The 17,700-nt window shown below is 70.6% G+C and carries 19 protein-coding genes; 15 read left to right on the top strand and 4 right to left on the bottom strand.

The annotated features are described in order from the left end of the window. Nucleotides 1-6: 6 nt before the first annotated feature. Nucleotides 7-1,200 (top strand): inorganic phosphate transporter, encoded by a 1,194-nt coding sequence (locus IEX91_RS00410; RefSeq protein ID WP_188876324.1) that lies wholly within the window; start codon nt 7-9, stop codon nt 1,198-1,200. Here the strand turns inward: IEX91_RS00410 and IEX91_RS00405 are convergent. Beyond that, the gene (locus IEX91_RS00405) at nt 1,193-2,545 is read right to left on the bottom strand and encodes a hemolysin family protein (protein WP_188876323.1); all 1,353 of its coding nucleotides are present in this window, start codon (nt 2,543-2,545) and stop codon (nt 1,193-1,195) included. The genes IEX91_RS00410 and IEX91_RS00405 overlap by 8 nt on opposite strands. A 96-nt stretch (nt 2,546-2,641) precedes the next feature. Between IEX91_RS00405 and IEX91_RS00400 the strand changes: the two genes are divergently transcribed. Genes IEX91_RS00400 through IEX91_RS00390 form a run of 3 tightly spaced genes read left to right on the top strand, consistent with a single transcriptional unit; the run spans nt 2,642 to nt 4,043 of the window. Beyond that, a complete protein-coding gene (locus tag IEX91_RS00400) occupies nt 2,642-2,944 on the top strand; it encodes a glutathione S-transferase N-terminal domain-containing protein (RefSeq protein ID WP_188876322.1) in 303 nt (100 codons plus the stop codon). Beyond that, nucleotides 2,944-3,453: a redoxin domain-containing protein gene (locus tag IEX91_RS00395; RefSeq protein ID WP_188876902.1), complete on the top strand. Its 510-nt coding sequence runs from the start codon at nt 2,944-2,946 to the stop codon at nt 3,451-3,453. Before IEX91_RS00400 ends, IEX91_RS00395 begins: the two co-directional genes overlap by 1 nt. Beyond that, on the top strand, nt 3,450-4,043 hold the full coding sequence (locus tag IEX91_RS00390; protein WP_188876321.1) for an L-threonylcarbamoyladenylate synthase: 594 nt from the start codon (nt 3,450-3,452) through the stop codon (nt 4,041-4,043). The genes IEX91_RS00395 and IEX91_RS00390 overlap by 4 nt, the downstream gene beginning before the upstream one ends. A 3-nt stretch (nt 4,044-4,046) precedes the next feature. Here IEX91_RS00390 and IEX91_RS00385 read toward each other — a convergent pair whose 3' ends face one another. Then, nucleotides 4,047-4,691 carry a CRISPR-associated protein Cas4 gene (locus IEX91_RS00385; RefSeq protein ID WP_188876320.1) on the bottom strand — a complete coding sequence of 215 codons (645 nt, stop codon included), beginning with the start codon at nt 4,689-4,691 and terminating at the stop codon, nt 4,047-4,049. Nucleotides 4,692-4,764: 73 nt separating this feature from the next. Here IEX91_RS00385 and IEX91_RS00380 point away from each other — a divergent pair, with 73 nt between their 5' ends. Then, entirely contained in the window at nt 4,765-4,944 is a 180-nt protein-coding gene (locus IEX91_RS00380) for a hypothetical protein (RefSeq protein ID WP_188876319.1), read from the top strand. Nucleotides 4,945-5,093: 149 nt separating this feature from the next. On the opposite strand, the gene IEX91_RS00375 is transcribed toward IEX91_RS00380, so the two are convergent. Then, a complete protein-coding gene (locus IEX91_RS00375; RefSeq protein WP_188876318.1) occupies nt 5,094-5,693 on the bottom strand; it encodes a conditioned medium-induced protein 4 in 600 nt (199 codons plus the stop codon). Between the two features lie 101 nt (nt 5,694-5,794). On the opposite strand from IEX91_RS00375, the gene IEX91_RS00370 reads away from it, so the two are divergent. From IEX91_RS00370 to IEX91_RS00360, 3 genes are read left to right on the top strand one after another with little or no spacing between them, the layout of a single operon-like run. Then, nucleotides 5,795-6,400: a biotin transporter BioY gene (locus IEX91_RS00370; protein WP_188876317.1), complete on the top strand. Its 606-nt coding sequence runs from the start codon at nt 5,795-5,797 to the stop codon at nt 6,398-6,400. Then, nucleotides 6,397-7,098: an energy-coupling factor ABC transporter ATP-binding protein gene (locus tag IEX91_RS00365; RefSeq protein WP_188876316.1), complete on the top strand. Its 702-nt coding sequence runs from the start codon at nt 6,397-6,399 to the stop codon at nt 7,096-7,098. The genes IEX91_RS00370 and IEX91_RS00365 overlap by 4 nt, the downstream gene beginning before the upstream one ends. Further along, nucleotides 7,092-7,799, top strand: a complete 708-nt coding sequence (locus tag IEX91_RS00360; RefSeq protein WP_188876315.1) for a CbiQ family ECF transporter T component — start codon at nt 7,092-7,094, stop codon at nt 7,797-7,799. Before IEX91_RS00365 ends, IEX91_RS00360 begins: the two co-directional genes overlap by 7 nt. 16 nt (nt 7,800-7,815) lie before the next feature. On the opposite strand, the gene IEX91_RS00355 is transcribed toward IEX91_RS00360, so the two are convergent. Next, on the bottom strand, nt 7,816-8,190 hold the full coding sequence (locus IEX91_RS00355; protein ID WP_188876314.1) for a hypothetical protein: 375 nt from the start codon (nt 8,188-8,190) through the stop codon (nt 7,816-7,818). 134 nt (nt 8,191-8,324) lie between these two features. On the opposite strand from IEX91_RS00355, the gene hemB reads away from it, so the two are divergent. The 7 genes from hemB to IEX91_RS00320 all read left to right on the top strand — a co-directional run bounded on the left by hemB (nt 8,325) and on the right by IEX91_RS00320 (nt 17,686). Then, complete coding sequence (gene hemB, locus IEX91_RS00350) at nt 8,325-9,359, top strand: porphobilinogen synthase (protein ID WP_188876313.1); 1,035 nt, start codon at nt 8,325-8,327, stop codon at nt 9,357-9,359. A gap of 306 nt (nt 9,360-9,665) precedes the next feature. Then, nucleotides 9,666-11,486, top strand: a complete 1,821-nt coding sequence (locus IEX91_RS16200; protein WP_188876312.1) for an ammonium transporter — start codon at nt 9,666-9,668, stop codon at nt 11,484-11,486. Nucleotides 11,487-11,930: 444 nt separating this feature from the next. Next, on the top strand, nt 11,931-13,592 hold the full coding sequence (locus tag IEX91_RS00340) for an ammonium transporter (protein ID WP_188876311.1): 1,662 nt from the start codon (nt 11,931-11,933) through the stop codon (nt 13,590-13,592). Nucleotides 13,593-13,728: 136 nt separating this feature from the next. After that, nucleotides 13,729-15,003, top strand: coding sequence for a glutamate-1-semialdehyde 2,1-aminomutase (gene hemL, locus IEX91_RS00335; protein ID WP_188876310.1), 1,275 nt, complete (start codon nt 13,729-13,731; stop codon nt 15,001-15,003). Between the two features lie 69 nt (nt 15,004-15,072). Beyond that, nucleotides 15,073-16,188, top strand: coding sequence for a hydroxymethylbilane synthase (gene hemC, locus IEX91_RS00330; protein ID WP_188876309.1), 1,116 nt, complete (start codon nt 15,073-15,075; stop codon nt 16,186-16,188). Continuing rightward, nucleotides 16,185-16,943 (top strand): uroporphyrinogen-III C-methyltransferase, encoded by a 759-nt coding sequence (cobA, locus tag IEX91_RS00325; RefSeq protein ID WP_188876308.1) that lies wholly within the window; start codon nt 16,185-16,187, stop codon nt 16,941-16,943. The genes hemC and cobA overlap by 4 nt, the downstream gene beginning before the upstream one ends. Continuing rightward, on the top strand, nt 16,940-17,686 hold the full coding sequence (locus IEX91_RS00320; RefSeq protein WP_188876307.1) for a uroporphyrinogen-III synthase: 747 nt from the start codon (nt 16,940-16,942) through the stop codon (nt 17,684-17,686). The genes cobA and IEX91_RS00320 overlap by 4 nt, the downstream gene beginning before the upstream one ends. Nucleotides 17,687-17,700: the final 14 nt, after the last annotated feature.

Here is a 17,700-nt window from a genome sequence, read left to right as displayed (position 1 = left end):
TTACAAATGGTCACCGTCGCCGCTGCCGGGACCCTGCTCGTCGCCGCGCTCGCCAGCATGTTCATGGCGTGGACCATCGGCGCCGGATCGAGCGGATCGACGCCGTTCGCGCCCGCCGTCGGGGCGAACGCCATCCCCGTGATGCGCGCGGGCTTCTACGTCGGTCTGCTGGGGTTCCTCGGGGCGGTCCTACAGGGCGCGAACGTCTCCGAGGCCGTCGGTCGCGGCCTCATCAGCGGGGCGACGCTCACGTCCGTCGCGGTCATCGTCGCGCTCCTCACGGCCGCGACGCTCGTCGCCGTCGGCGTCTTCACCGGCTACCCGATCGCCACGGCGTTCACCGTCACCGGTGCCGTCGTCGGCACCGGCCTAGCGATGGGCGGCGCGCCCGCGTGGGACAAGTACGCGCAGATCGCGGCGCTGTGGGCGCTCGTCCCGTTCGTCGGTGGGTTCACGTCGTTCGCCACCGCGTACGGCCTCCGCGAGATCGACCGCGACGCCCTGCTCGTTCCCGCGCTCGCGGCCGTCATCGGCGCGCTCGTGGCGAACGTGAAGTTCGTGCTCCTCGGCCCGCCCGGCGTGGGCCAGTCGCTCGCCACGACGGTCGCACGGGCGTTCCCCGGCGTTCCGACGACGCTCGCCGTGGCCGGGGCCACCGCGGCGATCGCGCTCGTCGTCGCCGGCCTCGTCCGCTGGGACGTCCGCGAGAACGGCGACGCGGGGAACCGTCACTTCCTCCTCGCGCTCGGCGGCCTCGTGGCGTTCTCCGCGGGCGGAAGTCAGGTCGGCCTCGCCGTCGGCCCGCTCCTCCCGCTCGTCGGCGACAGCGTCCCCACGACGTACGTCCTCGTGGGCGGGGGTCTCGGGCTCCTCGTTGGGTCGTGGACCGGCGCGCCGCGGATGATCAAGGCGCTCGCGCAGGACTACTCCAGCCTCGGGCCCCGCAGGTCGATCGCCGCGCTCATCCCGAGTTTCGCCATCGCGCAGGCCGCCGTCTTCTTCGGCGTCCCCGTCTCGTTCAACGAGATCATCGTCTCCGCCATCGTCGGCGGCGGCTACGCGGCGGGCAGCGCGGGCGGCGGCGTCAGCCGCGAGAAGATGCTCAAGACCGTGGCGGCGTGGGTGGGGTCGCTCGCGATCGCGCTCGCCGCCAGCTACGCCGTCTTCCACGCGGCCGACGTCGCGCTCGGCCTCACGTAGACTCGAGCGTCTCGTCGACCTCGTCGGCCTCGGGCTCCCCATCGAGTTTCGTCACGCGCGCCTTCATGATGCGGGTGTTCTCGACCTGCTCGGCGCGGAGTTCGACGTTCTCGTAGCGGAACGTCTCACCGACCTCGACGAGGCGGCCCGCGCGGTTGAAGATGAACCCCGCGATGGTCTCGAACTCCTCGCCCTCGGGGAGTTCGATCCCCAGCGCCTCGTTCACCTCGTCGACGTTCACCTCGCCGCGGACGATCACGGTGTCGTCGTCGACGAACGTCACCGGGCGCTCCTCCTCGCCTTCGAGGATCTCGCCGACGATCTCCTCGATGAGGTCCTCGGTCGTGATGAGTCCCTCCGTGGTGCCGAACTCGTCGAGGACGACGACGAGGCCGACGCGCTCCTCTTGCATCTCCTGGAGGAGTTCGTCGACGTTCTTCGACTCGGGGACGTGGAGGGTGGGCTCCATCAGGTCGTCGAGGGTCACCTCGTCGCTCTCGCCGTACTGGTGTTGGCGGACGAGATCGCGGAGGCTGACGGTGCCGACGACGTTGTCGAGACTCCCCTCGTAGACCGGGAGGAGTTCGTGTCCGGAGCGGACGCACGTCTGGATGGCCTCCTCCAGGGAGGCGTCGGTCGAGACGGCGTCGACGTCGAGACGCGGCGTCATCACCTCCTTGGCGATGGTGTTGTTGAACCGGAAGATCCGCTGGAGCATCTCGCGTTCGTCCTCCTCGATGACCCCCTCGCGCTCGCCCGTGCGGATCATCTCCTGAATCTCGTCGCGCGAGACGTAGGAGGACTCGATGGCCGCGCCGCCGCCCGTGAGGCTGTTGACGATCCGCGTGAGGTGATCGAAGGTAACGACGAGCGGCAGGAGGAGGCGTTCGCACCACTTGAGGGGACCGGCGATCCGGAGCGCCCACGTCTCCGAGTTCTCGACGGCGTAGGACTTCGGCGCGCTCTCGCCGAAGAGGAGAACGAGCGCAGTGACGCCGAACGTCGCCGCGATGACCGCCTGTCCCTGCGAGAGGTAGAAACCGAGAAGGCCCGTGGCGATCGACGACATCGCGATGTTGACGAGGTTGTTCCCGACGAGAATGGTGATGAGGAGGCGGTGCGGGTCGGCCTTCAGGTCGGCGACGGCCTGCGCGCCCGGCACGCCCTCCTCGGCCAGCGACTCGACGCGGTGGCGCGCGAGCGAGAACATGGCGAGCTCGGAGGAGGAGAAGAACGCCGAGAGCCCCATCAGCACGACGAGGACGGCGACCCCGACGGCGGTGATCGTCGGCGTGTCGAACCCCAGCACTGCCGGCGTCGTCGCGAGAAGTGCAGATGCGCCCATTCGGTACCGTGGGTTCCGGCCCCCGACGATTAAGCGTTTCTGCACGGTTCCGCCGGGGGCGAAGCGTTTACCCGGGATTCGCCCGACGGTCGAACCATGAGCGCGACCAGCGCCCCACCGAACCCGGAGAGCCAGGACGAAGCGATCACGCTGTATCGCCTGCAGGCGTGTCCGTACTGCGAGCGCGTCGTGCGCGTGCTCAACGACCTCGGTCTGGACTACCACTCGCGTTTCGTCGAGCCGATGCACTCGGAGCGCGACGTCGTCAAACGCCTCGTCGGCGCGCGGACCGTCCCCGCCATCGTGGACGAGAACACGGGCGTCGCCATGGCCGAATCCGCGAACGTCGTGCGATACCTAGAGAGCACCTACGGCGACGGCGAGGGGGGTGAGAACTGATTGTCGATTTCGAGGTCACGGATCTCCCGGCAGCCGACCACCCCGAGGTGGGCGAGACGGCGCCGGACTTCACGCGCCCGCTCGTGAACGAGGAGTTCTGGGAGGACGCCGCACTCTCCGACCTCACGGACGAAGGACCGGTCCTTCTCCTCTTCCACCCGATGGACGGCGCGTTCCCGACGACGTACATGTGGCAGGAGTTCGTCGAGCGCGACTTCGACGTCCAAGTCGTCGGCGTCTCGATTTCCACGCCGTACGAGCACGCGACGACGATCGAGGAGCGCGGGCTCGACGAGGCCGGCTACCGGCTCTTCAGCGACCCGCAGAACGGCGTGGCTGAGGCGTACGGGATCAGCCACGACCTCGACGGGATGGCCGGCGTCTCCGAACCCCGACCCTCCGTCTTCCTCGTGGAGGAGGACCGAACGGTCGCGTACGCGTGGACGGCGCAGGAGTGGCCCGATTTCCCGGCGTACGACGCGATCGAGGCGGCCGTCGCGGAGCTGTGAACGTCCCCGCAGGCGAGCTGGACGCGGCCGCGGACGCCATCGAGCGCGGCGACCTCGTCGTCTACCCGACGGAGACGGTGTACGGCCTCGGCGCGGACGCCCTTGACCCGGACGCGATCGAGCGCGCGTACGCCGCGAAGGGCCGCGACCGCTCGAAGCCGCTGAGCCTCGGCGTGCCGAGCGCCGACGCCGCGCGCGACTACGTCGTCGCCGGCGAGCGCGAGGAACGGTTCATGGAGGCGTTCCTCCCCGGTCCGGTGACCGTCGTCTGCGAGAAGCGCGACATCGTGCCGGCGGCCCTCACGGGCGGGCGCGAGCGCGTCGGCGTCCGCGTCCCCGACCACGACGTCGCGCTCGCGCTCTTGGAACGCGTCGCGCCCGTCACCGCGACGTCCGCGAACCGGAGCGGAACGGGAAGCGTCCGTCGAGCGGCCGACCTCGATCCGGCCTTCCGCGACGACGTGGCCGTCGTCCTCGACGGCGGCGAGACGGGCGGCGTCGAGAGCACCGTCGTGGACGTCGCGAACGACGAGATCATCCGCGAGGGGGCGAACGCCGACGCCATCGCGGCGTGGCTCGCCGACCACTGAGGATCAGAGCAGCGAGGAGAGCGAGCGCGTGCGGACGCCGCAGTCCGTGCGGTAGTCGCAGTTCGCGCACTTCGCGTCGTTCCGGAGACGCGAGGGCGGGCCGTCCATCCCGCGGACGGTCCGCAGCGTCCGTCGATACGCCGCCTTCGCGCGCGCCGTGATCGGCACCTCGCGGACGACGGCGTGACGCGGGTACTCGACGTAGGCGTACTCGACGGGCGTGCGCTCGCGCCACGCGAGGGCTTTCGCGGCCGCGACCGCGCGCACTCGCTGCGGTTCCCACACGCCCGCCTCGGGCGGTTCGCCCGGCGAGACGAGCGTCGGCGCGAGCGGGGAGACGACCTTCGCGGCGCGCCCCCGGCAGTCCTTCCCGGTGAGCAGCACGTCCGTCTCGTCGGGCGACACGAGACCCGGATACCGGGTCAGGACGGCCCCGAGTCGCGCGCGGTAGGTCGCGGGGTCGACGGCCACGGTGTTCCGGAGCGCGGCGTCGCTCGCCTCGACGAGCGTCGGATAGCGGCGGGCGAGCTCGCGGACGCGATCGACCGATGCCGGGAGGTCGCGGACCCCCTCTCTACGCCGGTAGTAGAGCTGGCGCGGGCAGTAGGCGGCCGTTGCGAGGTCGCTGAAGGAGACGAGGTCGGACACGCGACCCGATGGGCGCGCTATCGGGCTTGAACTTCGGGGAAACACCTACGGGGGCCGGATCGGAAGAGCGGGCATGGTCTCCGAGCGAGTTCGGGCGCTCGTCTGCGCAGTCGTCGGTCTGGTCGTCGGGGCCGTCCTCGGTCCGCTGTTCGTTCCCGATCCGACCGGGATCGCCGCGGGCGCGCTGGCGGTGGTCGTCGCGCTCGCCGTCGGCGGCGGTCTCCGCGCGACGTGGGGACGAGACGGGGCGTAGCGCACGAGCGCACGCGGCGACCACGGCAAGGGTGGAGATCTGCAAGGTCGTGGCGGGACCGGAGGTCCTGCTGGATGTAGGCGGACGCTCCGCGTCCGCCGATCAGGTTTTCCGGGGGCGCTCTCCGATCGTCCCCGGAAAACGGCTTGCTAGAGGTTGGTGTTGGTCTCCTGGCCCTCGGTGGCTTCCTCCAGGCCGTCCTCGCGGGCGGCGGTGGTGAGGCGTTCGGCGAGGTCGCGGTCCTGGAGGACGGTCTCGAACTCGGCGCGATAGCGGTCGTTGACGGACCGGATCTCGGTCTGGACGCGGGCGACGTCGCGGTAGTCGCGGACGGTGGCCTCGTCGCTGTCGAGGCTGTCGGCGAGCTCGGCCGCGTCGGGATCGCCGGTCTCGATGGCGCGTCGGAAGGCGTCGAGGTCGAGGGGCGCGTCGGCGACGTCGGGCTGCACGAGGTGGAGGTCGCGGCGGGCCTCGGTGACCGTCGCCTCGTCGACGCCGAGGGCGTCGGCGAGCGCGGCGTCGTCCTGCCCGGCGTAGAAGCCGCGGACGAGGCGAACGAGGGCGTCGAGGTCGAGGTCGGTGCGGAAGTCGAGACGCTCGCGCATGGCGGAGACGGCGTCGCGCAGGCGCTCGTCGATCTCCGCGTCGGTGGCGAGCGACCCGTGGCCCTCCTCCTGGCGCTCCGTGACGGTTTCGCCGTCGGTGACGTCGACGAAGATGTCGCGGAGCTCGCGGGTCTTCTCGTCCATATCGTCCGGGCTTACCCCTAATCGTGTATAGGCTTTCGGGTGACGGCGGCCGCGTCTCGTAAACCGCTGTTTTGATTGTGGTTGACGGAATGGTGGGCAGTATGAGCACGGACACGGGATCGGTCGCCCTCGTCGGCGACGAGGTCGTGGAGAACGTGGTCCGAGCGGCGCTGTTCGCGGCGCTGACCGGCGTCTTCTCCTACGTGAGCTTCCAGTTGCCGGTCTCGCCGGTACCGTACACGCTGCAGGTGTTGGGGATCTTCCTCGCGGGAGTCTTCCTCGGGCCGCGATGGGGGGCCGCCTCGCTCGCGCTCTACGTGGTCGCGGGCGCGGTCGGCGCGCCGGTGTACGCGTACGGCGCGAGCGGGATCGGTCAACTGTTCAGCCCGTGGGGCGGGTACCTCTGGTCGTATCCGTTCGCGGCGGGACTGCTCGGCTACGTGGCACACGGGACCGACGAGCGGACGCCGACCGGTGAGATCGCGCTGTGGCGGCTCGCGGCCGGACTGACGGCGGCGACGGTCGTCATCTACGCCTTCGGGACGGTCGGGTACGCCTACTTCGGCGACCTCGCGCTCTTCGCCGATCCGGTCCGCGCGCTGGTGAGCGCGGCGCTCGTGACCGCGGTGCCGTTCGTCCCCGGGGAGATCCTGAAGGCCGTCGTCGCGGTGTTGGCCGCGCGCAGCGAGCGGCTCCGAGGCGCGTGATCGACGTCTCCGGCGTCGTCCACCGCTACGGCGAGGCGACGGCGCTCGACAGGGTGGACCTGGTGGTCGAGGACGGCGAGTTCGTCGTCCTCGCGGGCGCGAACGGCTCGGGGAAGACGACGCTCGTGCGCCACTGGAACGGCCTGCTCGAACCCGATTCGGGGACGGTTCGGGTGAACGGAACGCGGGTGAGCGCGGATCGCGTCGCGGCGCGGACGGCGGTCGGGATGGTGTTCCAGGAACCGCGCGACAGCTTCGTCGCGGCGACGGTCGGCGCGGACGTCGCCTTCGGCCCGGAGAACCTCGGGCTCCCCCGGGACGAGATCGACGACCGCGTCGGGGACGCGCTCGACGCGGTGAACTTGGCGGGACGGGAGGACGAGCGGATCGAGACGCTCTCCGGCGGGGAGCGCGAGCGGGTCGCTATCGCGGGAGCGCTGGCGATGCGCCCGGATCACCTCGTCCTCGACGAGCCGTTCACCGGGCTCGACGCGCCGGCGCGAGAGAGCGTCCTCGAACGATTGTGCGCGCTCCACGCCGCCGGGACGAGCGTCGTCGTCGTCACGCACGACCTCCGGGACGTGCTCGCGCCTGCGGACCGGCTGGTCGTCCTGAGCGGCGGGGCGGTCGTCGTGAACGACGCGCCCGACGCCGCCGTCGAGCGGTTGGCGGGAGTACCGGTCGATCGGCCGTGCTGAGCCACGCGCCCGGCGACACGCTGGGCCACCGCCTCGATCCGCGGACGAAGCTCGCGGCCCAAGCGGCGATCGCGGCGGTCGCGCTCGCGCGTTCGACGCCGGCGTGGCTGCTCGCGCTCACGCTCGTCTGTCTGGTCGCGCTTCGCGGCTGCGGGCTCTCGGTGCGTGCGGTGTACGCGGAGTACCGCGGCGTCCTGCCGTTTCTGCTCGTCGCGCCGCTCGTGGGGGCGCTCCGGTTCGGGCCGCCGTGGATAGAGCCCGCGGGGGTACGAGATCCCCTGCTCGCCGTCTATCGGACGGTGCTCCTGCTCGCGCTCGCGGCGGCGTACGTGCGGACGACGTCTCCCCGGGAATCGCGGGCGGCGATCGCGCGACTCGTTCCGGGACGCGCGGGACGGTTCCTCGGACTCGGCGTGGCGCTCGTCTTCCGCTTCCTCCCGCTCCTACGGGCCGACCTCCGGCGGCTCCGGGAGGGGTCGTGGGTCCGACTGGGCGACGAGCGCCGCGTCGACAGGCGAGTGGTGCACCTCGCGGTCGGCGCGCTCGAACGGGCGTTTCGTCGCGCGGACGCGTTGGCGCTCGCGCTCCGGGCGCGCTGTCTCTCGTGGAACCCGACGCCCCCCGCGCTCTCGTTCGCGCGCCGGGACTACGCGGTCCTGTGTCTCACGGGCGCGCTGATCGCGGCCGCCGTCGCGTGGTAGCGCACAGGGAGAGACGCTACTCGCGGAGCTCGACGGCGTGGCCGCGTTCGGCGGCGAACTCGCAGACGGCGACCGGGCCGGTCTCGACGTCGAACGACCGGTCGGCGGAGGCGGCGTCGCGGAGGTCGTCGGCGAGGTCGGCGAGCGCGTCGCCGGTGACGGTCCCGTCGTAGGCGTCGAGGCAGGCGCCGAGGTCGTCCGGCACGACGGCCTCGACGTACGGGCGCTCGCCGAGGTATTCGAGGCCGAGCTGGAACCCGGGCGTCGCGGCGGGATCGTTCCACTCCTCGTCGGGCCGGAGACGGCGCTTCTTGGCCTGCAACGTCGTGTAGTACGCGTGGAGGAGCTCCTCGCCCCACTCGTCCGTCACGGCGAGTGCGATGGCCGTCATCGCCTCGGCATGTGGGATGGTAACGCAAATAGTTGTCCACCGGGCGAAAGGACATAAATTCCATACCGCGATACGAAATCTCCCGGCGGGGCGCCTTCGGGAGCCATAAGCGGGCGGGCGCCGTGGGACGGGATATGGACATGACGCGACGACCGCGGCGGCTCCGCCGGGACGGCGTTCGCGGGCTGGTGAGCGAGACGACGCTGAACGCGAGCGATCTGATCGCGCCGGTGTTCGTCGACGCGACGACCGAGGCGCGCGTGCCGATCGAGTCGATGCCCGGGCACGAGCGCGTGCCCGTCTCGGAGGCGGTGGCGCGCGTCGAGGAGGTGTTGGCGACGGGCGTCGAGGCGGTCATCGTCTTCGGGGTCCCGGAGTCCAAGGACGAGCGCGGCTCGCGCGCGTGGGCCGAGGACGGCGTCGTCCAAGAGGCCGTCCGACGGATCACCGCCGAGACGGACGCCTACGTGATCACGGACGTCTGCCTCTGTGAGTACACCGAGCACGGCCACTGCGGGGTTCTCGCGAGCGACGCGAGGGAGAACTGGGAGGAGCGCCGATCCGACCCCGGCGTGGCGGGCGGGGCGCGCACGGGCGGGGGGCTAACGGTGAAGAACGACGAGACGCTCGACCTGCTCGCGCGGACCGCGGTCTCGCACGTCGAGGCGGGCGCGGACATGGTCGCGCCGTCGTCGATGGCGGACGGGCAGGTCGGGGCGCTTCGCGCGGCGCTCGACGAGGCGGGCCACGAGAACGTGCCCGTGATGGCGTACGCGGTCAAGTACGAATCGGCGTTCTACGGCCCGTTCAGGGACGCGGCGGACGGCGCGCCGGCGTTCGGCGACCGACGACACTACCAGATGGATCCGGCGAACGGGCGGGAAGCGATGCGGATGGCCGAGCGCGACGCCGCGGAGGGCGCGGACGTGCTGATGGTGAAACCGGCGCTCCCGTACCTCGACGTCGTCGCGGACGTCCGCCGGGAGTTCGATCATCCGGTCGCCGCGTACAACGTCTCGGGAGAGTACGCGATGCTGAAGGCGGCCGGCGAGAAGGGGTGGCTGGACGCGACCGAGAGCGCGTACGAGTCCGTGTTATCGATCAAGCGTGCAGGTGCTGACCTGATAATCACGTATTTCGCGGAAGACATCGCACGCTCGCTTCCCTGACCGGCGCGCGGGACCCGTATTCCGTCCGAAACGGGCTGTAGTGTACGTCCGCAGACACTACGGACGACCGGTTTTGGCGGTGTTCATGCCGGTGAAGTGGCCATTATACATCCTTATACAGACATGACTCGAATAAGTATCTGTCAAATGCTCAGTCCGAGACCCTATTTATTGTTATTTTAAAGCAAAGCATTATACTTAGCCATTGCCTGCACTTCTCTCGTAGATCAGCAAGATGGTTTCACGCAAATACGCGATTCAAGTGGACGAGCGTCTAACGGATATGCGGTCTGACGGGGGGGCGAAATGGTAGACGTCGCGAACATCGCCAGCGGGGTCAACACGGTGTGGACGCTGGTGGTGTGTTTCCTGATCTTCTTCATGCAGCCGGGGTTCGCGCTGCTGGAGGCGGGTCAGGTCCGCGCGAAGAACGCTGGGAACGTCGTGATGAAGAACATGATGGACTGGTCGCTCGGCGTGCTCGTGTTCTTCCTCGTGGGGAACGGCGTCTACGCGCTCGCCGGGATGCTCACGTCCGGGCAGGCCGTGAGCGTCGCTAACGCGTTCGCGTACATCAACTCACCGACGAGCTGGATCGGGTGGCTCTTCGGTGCGGTGTTCGCCATGACGGCGGCGACCATCGTCTCCGGGGCGGTGGCGGAGCGCATCAAGTTCTCCGCGTACGTGTTCCTCGCCATCTGCCTGACCGCGGTCATCTACCCGGTCATCGGCGGCTTCGCGTGGAGCGGCGGCCTGCTCGCCGGCTCGGGCTTCCTCGGCCAGATCATCGGCGCGGGCTACGAGGACTTCGCGGGCGCGACGGTCGTCCACATGCTCGGCGGCGTCGCGGGCCTCGTCGCGGCGTACATGGTCGGGCCGCGTCGCGGGCGCTTCGACAGCGAGGGGAACCCGCGGCCGATCCCGGGTCACTCGGTCGTCTTCGCGGTCATCGGGACGCTCATCCTCGCGTTCGGCTGGTACGGCTTCAACGTCGGGACGCAGGCGAGCGTGCTCAGCGCGAACGTCGACGCGCAGACGCTCTCCTTCAACGGCGCGGCGCTCGGTCGCGTCGCCCTGAACACGACGCTGGCGATGGGGATCGGCGCGGTCGGTTCGACCATCGTCACGACGATGCAGGAGGGCAAGCCCGACCCGCTCTTCGCGGCGAACGGCCTGCTCGCCGGCCTCGTCGCCATCACGGGCGCCTGCGCACACGTCACCTGGTGGGGCGCGCTGATCATCGGTCTCGTCGGGGGCGTTCAGACCCCGATCGTCTACCGTTGGGTCGTCGAGAACCTCAAGATCGACGACGTCTGCGGCGTCTTCGCGGTACACGGGAGCGCGGGCGCGATCGGGACGATCCTGATCCCCGTCTTCGCCGCGGGCGGCTACGCGGACTTCGTCCCGCAGCTCGCGATGCAGATCGCGGGCGTGATCGTCATCGCGGTGTGGACGATCGTCACGACCGCCATCGCGCTGAAGATCGCGGACGGCATCTGGGGCCTCCGCGTCGACGAGAGCGAGGAGGAGATCGGGCTCGACCGCGGCGAGCACGGCATCGAGGCGTACCCCGAGTTCGTCGACGAGGGGGTCGTCACGGACGGCGGCGAACGCAATCAGGTCCGCACGGACGGCGGCGCGGACGACGAGATTCGGACTGACGGCGGCGTAAACATGGACACGCAGGACACGCACGAGATCCGCACCGACGGTGGCGTAGACGTCGACGACCGCGAACTCCGCGCGGACGGGGGCGAGGACGTCGACGCCGAAGACGACGACGGTGAGATCAAACTCGTGATGGCGGTCATCCGCCCCGACCGGCTGGGCGAGGTGAAGAAGTCGCTCGCGGAGGTCGGTGCGCCGTCGCTCACCGTCACGAACGTCTCGGGGCGCGGGAGCCAACCCTCGACGACCGAGCAGTGGCGCGGCGAGGAGTACGTCGTCGACCTCCACCAGAAGGTGAAGTTGGAGTGCGTCGTCGCGGACATCCCCGCGGAGGACGTCGCGGACGCGATCCGCGAGGGTGCGAAGACCGGCGAGCCCGGCGACGGGAAGGTCTTCATCATCGACGTCGAGGACGCCCTCCAGATCCGCACCGGCAAGACCGGCCCGGAGGCGGTCTGAGCGTGACCCCCGGCGCCGACGCGGTGGCACGGGACGCCCGCGTGGGGCCCGACCGCCCCGGCGTCGGGAAAGGTCGCGGTCAGTCGCGCGCGCGGCGACCGGACCCGGGGGTGATCGTCGTACCCTGAGCCGCCTCGCTGTGGTTCCGGTCGACGACCACGTTCGTCGTACTCAGTCACCCGTCGACCGGCGGCGCCACCCGCCGCCGCGTGGATTCACCGCCTCGAGGCCGGTGTACGGACGCTCGCGTTTTTCGCAACAATTGCCGCGCCACCGGGCTCATTTACCCTTATACGGAGTTATATTGTCCCAACATTGGATGCGTGTTCAGTAGAAGTTCGTATACACGAGAATTTTTAAGCGAGGGCTTTTATCGGTGGACGGCTTGCGATCTCCCGTGACTGAGCACGACACGATCACCGACGGTATCACGGAGGGGACGCCGTGAGCGACCTCTCGACGATCGCGACCGGCGTCAATCTCGTCTGGCTGTTGCTGGTGACGTTCCTCGTCTTCTTCATGAAGGCGGGATTCGCCATGCTAGAGGCGGGACAGGTGCGGGCGAAGAACGTCGCGAATCAGCTCACCCAGACGATCATCACGATGGTCGTCGGGTTCATCGTCTTCTTCGGCGTCGGGGCCGCGGTGGCGACCGTCGTCGGCGAGGTGACCGGGGGCGGCGTGCTCGACGTGGGTGCGGCGTTCATGAGCGTGTACACGCCCGCCGATCAGACGGGCGCGTGGACAAGCTGGCTCTTCGGCGGCGTCTTCGCCATCGCCGCGGCGAACATCGTCTCCGGGGCGCTCGCCGGCCGGACGCGGCCGCGGATGTACGTCGTCTACACGGCGGTCATCGCGGGCGTCATCTACCCGGTCGCGGACGGGCTCGTCTGGTCGGGCGGGTGGCTCGCGACCCTCGGCTTCCACGACTTCGCGGGCGGAGCCGTCGTTCACACGCTCGGCGGCGTCGGTGGTCTCGTCGGGGCGTATCTCATCGGGCCGCGGCGGGGGCGCTTCGACGCCGACGGCTCGACGAACGTGATGCCCGGCCACTCCATCACGCTCGCCGTCCTCGGGACGCTCATCCTCTGCTTCGGGTGGTACGGCTTCAACGTCGGGACCGCCGCGTCGGTCCTGGCCGTGGAGAACGGGCAGCTCGTCCTCGATAGCTTCTCGTACGTCGGTCGGGTCGCCCTCGACACGACGCTCGGGATGGTGTTCGGCGGCGTCGGCGCCGGCGCGGTCGCGTGGTACAAGACGCGGAAGCTCGACACGCTCTTCCTCGCCAACGGCCTGCTCGCCGGGCTCGTCTGCGTCACGCCCGTTGCGGACGTCGCATCGTGGCCGGGCGCGGTCGCCCTCGGTCTGATCGGCGGCGCGCAGCTCCCGGTCGTCTTCGACGCCGTGGAACACCACCTGCGCGTCGACGACGTCTGCGCGGTCTTCCCGGTCCACGGCACCGCGGGGATCATCGGGACGCTCGCGTTCCCGTTCGTCGCCGCCTCCTTCACGGGATCGCGCCTCGCCGCGTTCGGCGTGCAGGCGCTCGGGGTCGGCGTCGTGATCGCGCTGAGCGCGGGCGTCACCGCGGTCGTCTTCCTCGCCGCGCGCGCCGCGAACTGGGCGCGCGTCGACTCCGGTTCGGAGAACACGGGCCTCGACGTCACGATGCACGGCGTCGAGACGTACCCCGAGTTCGGCGAGCACGAGAGCGTCAGCGTCCCGGACGGCGGCGTCGTCACCGACGGCGGCCGACCGGCGAGCGACATCGAACTCGTGATGGCCTACATCCGGCCCGACAAGCTCAGCGAGGTGAAGACGGAACTCGCCGGGATCGGCGCGCCGTCGCTCACCGTTACGGACGTCTCGGGGCGCGGGAGCCAGCCCGCGACGACGGGGCAGTGGCGCGGCGAAGAGTACGTCGTCGACCTCCACCAGAAGGTGAAGGTGGAGTGCGTCGTCGCGGACGCGCCGACCGACGACGTCGTCGACGCGATCTGCCGCGGGGCGAAGACGGGGAACAAGGGCGACGGCAAGGTGTTCGTCCTCCCGGTCAGCGCCGCCACGCAGATCCGGACCGGGAAGACCGGCCCGGAAGCGGTCTGAGCGGGTCGAACCCCCTCACGCGCGCGGTAGCCGATCGTCGGCCCGGACGACGCGGCGACGGCCGATCGGCGTCTCGATCGGCCGGTGGGTCGCGCGCTCAGAAAGGACTTTCCCGCTGGCAGCGCTGTCCTCGCGTATGAACCGCGAGACCTCGCGCGACCTCTACGACCGGGCGCTGGGCGTGCTGCCGGGCGGCGTGAACTCCTCGGTCCGCGCGGCGCCACAGCCGTATCCGACGTTCGTGCGGAAGGGCGACGCGGGCCGCATCGTGGACGCGGACGGCGAGAAGTACGTGGATTGGGTGATGGGGCTCGGACCCCTCCTCCTCGGTCACGACGTCCCCGACGCCGTGCAGGCGGCGATCCAACGGCGCGCGAGCGAGGGGCCGATGTACGGGATGCCGACCGAGGTCGAAGTCGAGCACGCGGAGTTCATCGCGCGCCACGTGCCGAGCGTCGAGATGGTGCGCTTCGTGAACTCCGGGACCGAGGCCACTGTCTCGGCCGTCCGCCTCGCGCGCGGTCACACCGGGCGCGACAAGGTGGTGGTGATGCAGGGCGGCTATCACGGCGCTCAGGAGTCGACGCTGGTCGAGGGCGACGGCGACGAGACGGCGCCGTCCTCGCCCGGGATCCCGGCGTCGTTCGCCGAGCACACCCTGACGGTACCGTTCAACGACGAGGCGGCCGTCACCGAGGTCTTCGAGGCGCACGGCGACGACATCGCGGCGGTGCTTGTCGAACCGATCCTCGCCAACAAGGGGATCGTCGAGCCCCGCGGGGACTACCACGAGACGCTGCGCGATCTGACCGAGGACCACGGGGCCCTCCTCATCTTCGACGAGGTCATCACGGGCTTCAGGGTCGGCGGGCTCTCCTGCGCGCAGGGGAAGTACGGGATCACGCCCGACCTCACGACGTTCGGGAAGGTCATCGGCGGCGGCTTCCCGATCGGCGCGATCGGCGGGAAGACCGAGATCATGGAGGAGTTCACGCCCGCGGGGAACGTCTTCCAAGCGGGGACGTTCTCCGGCCATCCGGTGACGATGGCGGCGGGACTAGAGACGCTGACGTACGCCGCGGAGAACGACGTCTACGAGCACGTGAACGACCTCGGAGAGCGACTGCGCGACGGACTGCGCGACGTCGTCGCGGAGCACGCCCCGGAGTACAGCGTCGTCGGGACGGACTCGATGTTCAAGGTCGTCTTCACGCGCGACGGCGAGGCGCCGCGGAACGGCGCGGCCGTCGGGCGCGCGAACGTCCAGCGCTGGAACCGCGTCTTCCGCCCGCAGATGCTCGAAGCAGGGGTCATGCTCTCGCAGAACCAGTTCGAATCGCAGTTCGTCTCGGACGCCCACACGGCGACGGACGTCGAGAAGACGATCGAGGCCTACCGGGACGCGCTGTGAGCGACCGTCGGGTCGCGTACTGATCGGCGGTCCGAAGGGGGTTTCAGGACGCGTATCGGAAGAGAGAGTATGCGAGAGGAGTCCATTCGGCTGGCGACGCGGGGGTCGTCGCTGGCGCTACGCCAGGCGGGCGAGATCGAGGCCGCCTTAGAGGAGCGACGCCACGACGTCGACCTCGTCGAGGTCGAGACCGAGGGCGATCGGATCACGGACGAGCGCATCGCGGACCTCGGGCGGACGGGCGCGTTCGTCCGCGCGCTCGACGAGCGCGTGCTCGAGGGCGACGTGGACGCCGCGGTCCACTCGATGAAGGACGTGCCGACGGAGATGCCCGAGGACCTCGTCGTCGCGGCGGTCCCGCGACGGGCGAGCGCCGGCGACGCCCTCGTGACGCCCGACGGCACCGCGTTCGACGACCTGCCGGAGGGCGCGGTCGTCGGGACGTCGAGCATGCGGCGGGGTGCGCAAATCCGCGCGCACCGACCGGACTTGGAGGTGGCTGGCCTCCGCGGGAACGTCGACACGCGCGTCGAGAAGCTGCTGGCGACGCACCTGCAGGCCGAGCACGAGGCGCGCCGGGAGGCCGAGGAGACGTACCAAGCGGAGCGTGAGCGCGCGGAGACGGCGGAGGGAGAAGATCCCGAGGAGGTCGAGCGGGAGTACGAGGAGACGGTCGAGTCGTGGTTCGACTCGCTCACGGAACTGGAGAAGCGGGCGCTCGGGCGCGAGGTCGACACCGAGTACGACGCGATCGTGCTCGCGCGCGCCGGGCTCGAACGCTCGGGGTTGGCGCACGGCGTGAATCTCGTCGACCTCCCGACGGGCGAGTTCGTCCCCGCGCCGGGGCAGGGCGCGCTCGCGGTGACGGCGCGCGAGGGGACGGAGGTCGCGGAGGCGATCCAGTCGGCCCTCGATCACCCGCGCTCGCGCGTCGAGACGACGGTCGAGCGCATCGTCCTCGAAGCGCTCGGAGGCGGCTGTATCGCGCCGATCGGCGTCCACGCGTTCCTGCAGGGCGAGGTCGTGCGCACGGACGTGCAGGTCTACTCGGCGGACGGGACGAGCGCGGTGACGGAGACGCGCGAACTCGACCTCGACGACTACGCGCGCGAGGCGCGCGAGCTCGCCGCCGACCTCGCGGACGCGGGCGGGGCGACCCTCATCGCGGAGGCGACGGGGGAATGACGACCGCCGAGGCCGGTACCGTCTACCTCGTCGGGAGCGGGCCGGGCGATCCCGGACTCCTGACCGTGAAGGCTCGCGACCTCCTGGAGAGCGCGGACGTCGTCCTCCACGACAGGCTCCCCGGGCCGGAGATCCTCGATCTCATCCCGGACGGCAACGCGGAGGACGTCGGCAAGCGCGCGCACAGCGACAAGCGCACCTCGCAGGCGGAGATCAACGAACGGCTCGTCGCGTACGCGACCGACGGGAAGAGCGTCGTCCGCCTCAAGGGCGGCGACCCGTTCGTCTTCGGGCGCGGCGGCGAGGAGGCCGAGTACCTCGCGGACCACGGCGTTCCGTTCGAGGTCGTGCCGGGCGTCACGTCGCCAGTGGCCGCGCCGGGCGTCGCCGGCATCCCGGTGACTCACCGCGATCACGCCTCGTCGGTGACGTTCGTCACGGGCCACGAGGACCCGACGAAGCCCGAGTCGAGCGTCGACTGGGCGGCGCTCGCCGCGGCGGGCGGGACCATCGTCGTCCTGATGGGCGTCACGCGACTCCCCGACTACACCGCGGCGCTCCGGGACTCCGGGATGGACCCCGAGACCCCCGTCGCGCTCGTCGAGCGCGGGACGCGCCCGAATCAGCGGGTGGCGACCGGGACCCTCGACACCATCGTCGCGGCGCGCGACGAGGTCGGCATCGAGCCGCCAGCGGTGACGGTGATCGGCGGCGTCGCCGGCGTCCGCGAGGAACTGGAGGCGTTCCTGCGATGACCCGAGAGGTTCGCGCGGCGGTGTTCCGGCCGGACGACGGTCGCCTCGAGGCCGCCGCCGAGTTGCTCGAATCGCTCGGCGCGACGCCAGTGCCCGACGCGATGCTCGCCGTCGAGCCGACGCGAGCGAGCGCGCGCGAGGACGCCGACTACGCGATCTTCACGAGCAAGACCGGCGTCGAGCTCGTCTCCGAGACCGACTGGGAGCCCGGAGAGGCGACCGTCTGCGCCATCGGTGAGCGCACGGCCGGGACGCTGCGCGATGCGGGCTACACCGTCGATCGCGTCCCGGCGGAGTTCTCCAGCGCCGGCCTCGTCGACGCGCTCGCGGACGAGGTGGACGGCGCGCGCGTCGAGGTGGCGCGCTCGGATCACGGCTCGGCGGTGCTCACGGACGGCCTCGAAGACGCGGGCGCGTACGTCCACGAGACGGTCCTCTACCGGCTCGTCCGGCCGCCCGAGGCCGGCGTGTCGTCGGAGCGCGCGGCCGACGGGGAGCTGGAGGCGGCGCTGTTCACCTCCTCGCTCACCGTCGAGCACTTCCTGGAGGCCGCGGCGGCGCGCGGCGTCCGCGACGACGCGCTCGCGGGGCTGAACGACGCCGTCGTGGGCTGTATCGGCGAGCCGACGGCGCGGACGGCGGAACGCCACGGGATCGACGTCGACGTCGTCCCCGAGGAGGCGTCGTTCGACGCGCTCGCGGCCGCAGTCGTCGAGGAAGCCGCACCGAGCCGTCACGAGTAGACGCACGGTAGTAC

Origin of the sequence: Halarchaeum nitratireducens (assembly GCF_014647155.1) — an archaeon.
GTDB lineage: Archaea > Halobacteriota > Halobacteria > Halobacteriales > Halobacteriaceae > Halarchaeum > Halarchaeum nitratireducens.
Note: the sequence above shows the minus strand (reverse complement) of the source record. Positions and strands in the feature narration are given on the sequence as shown.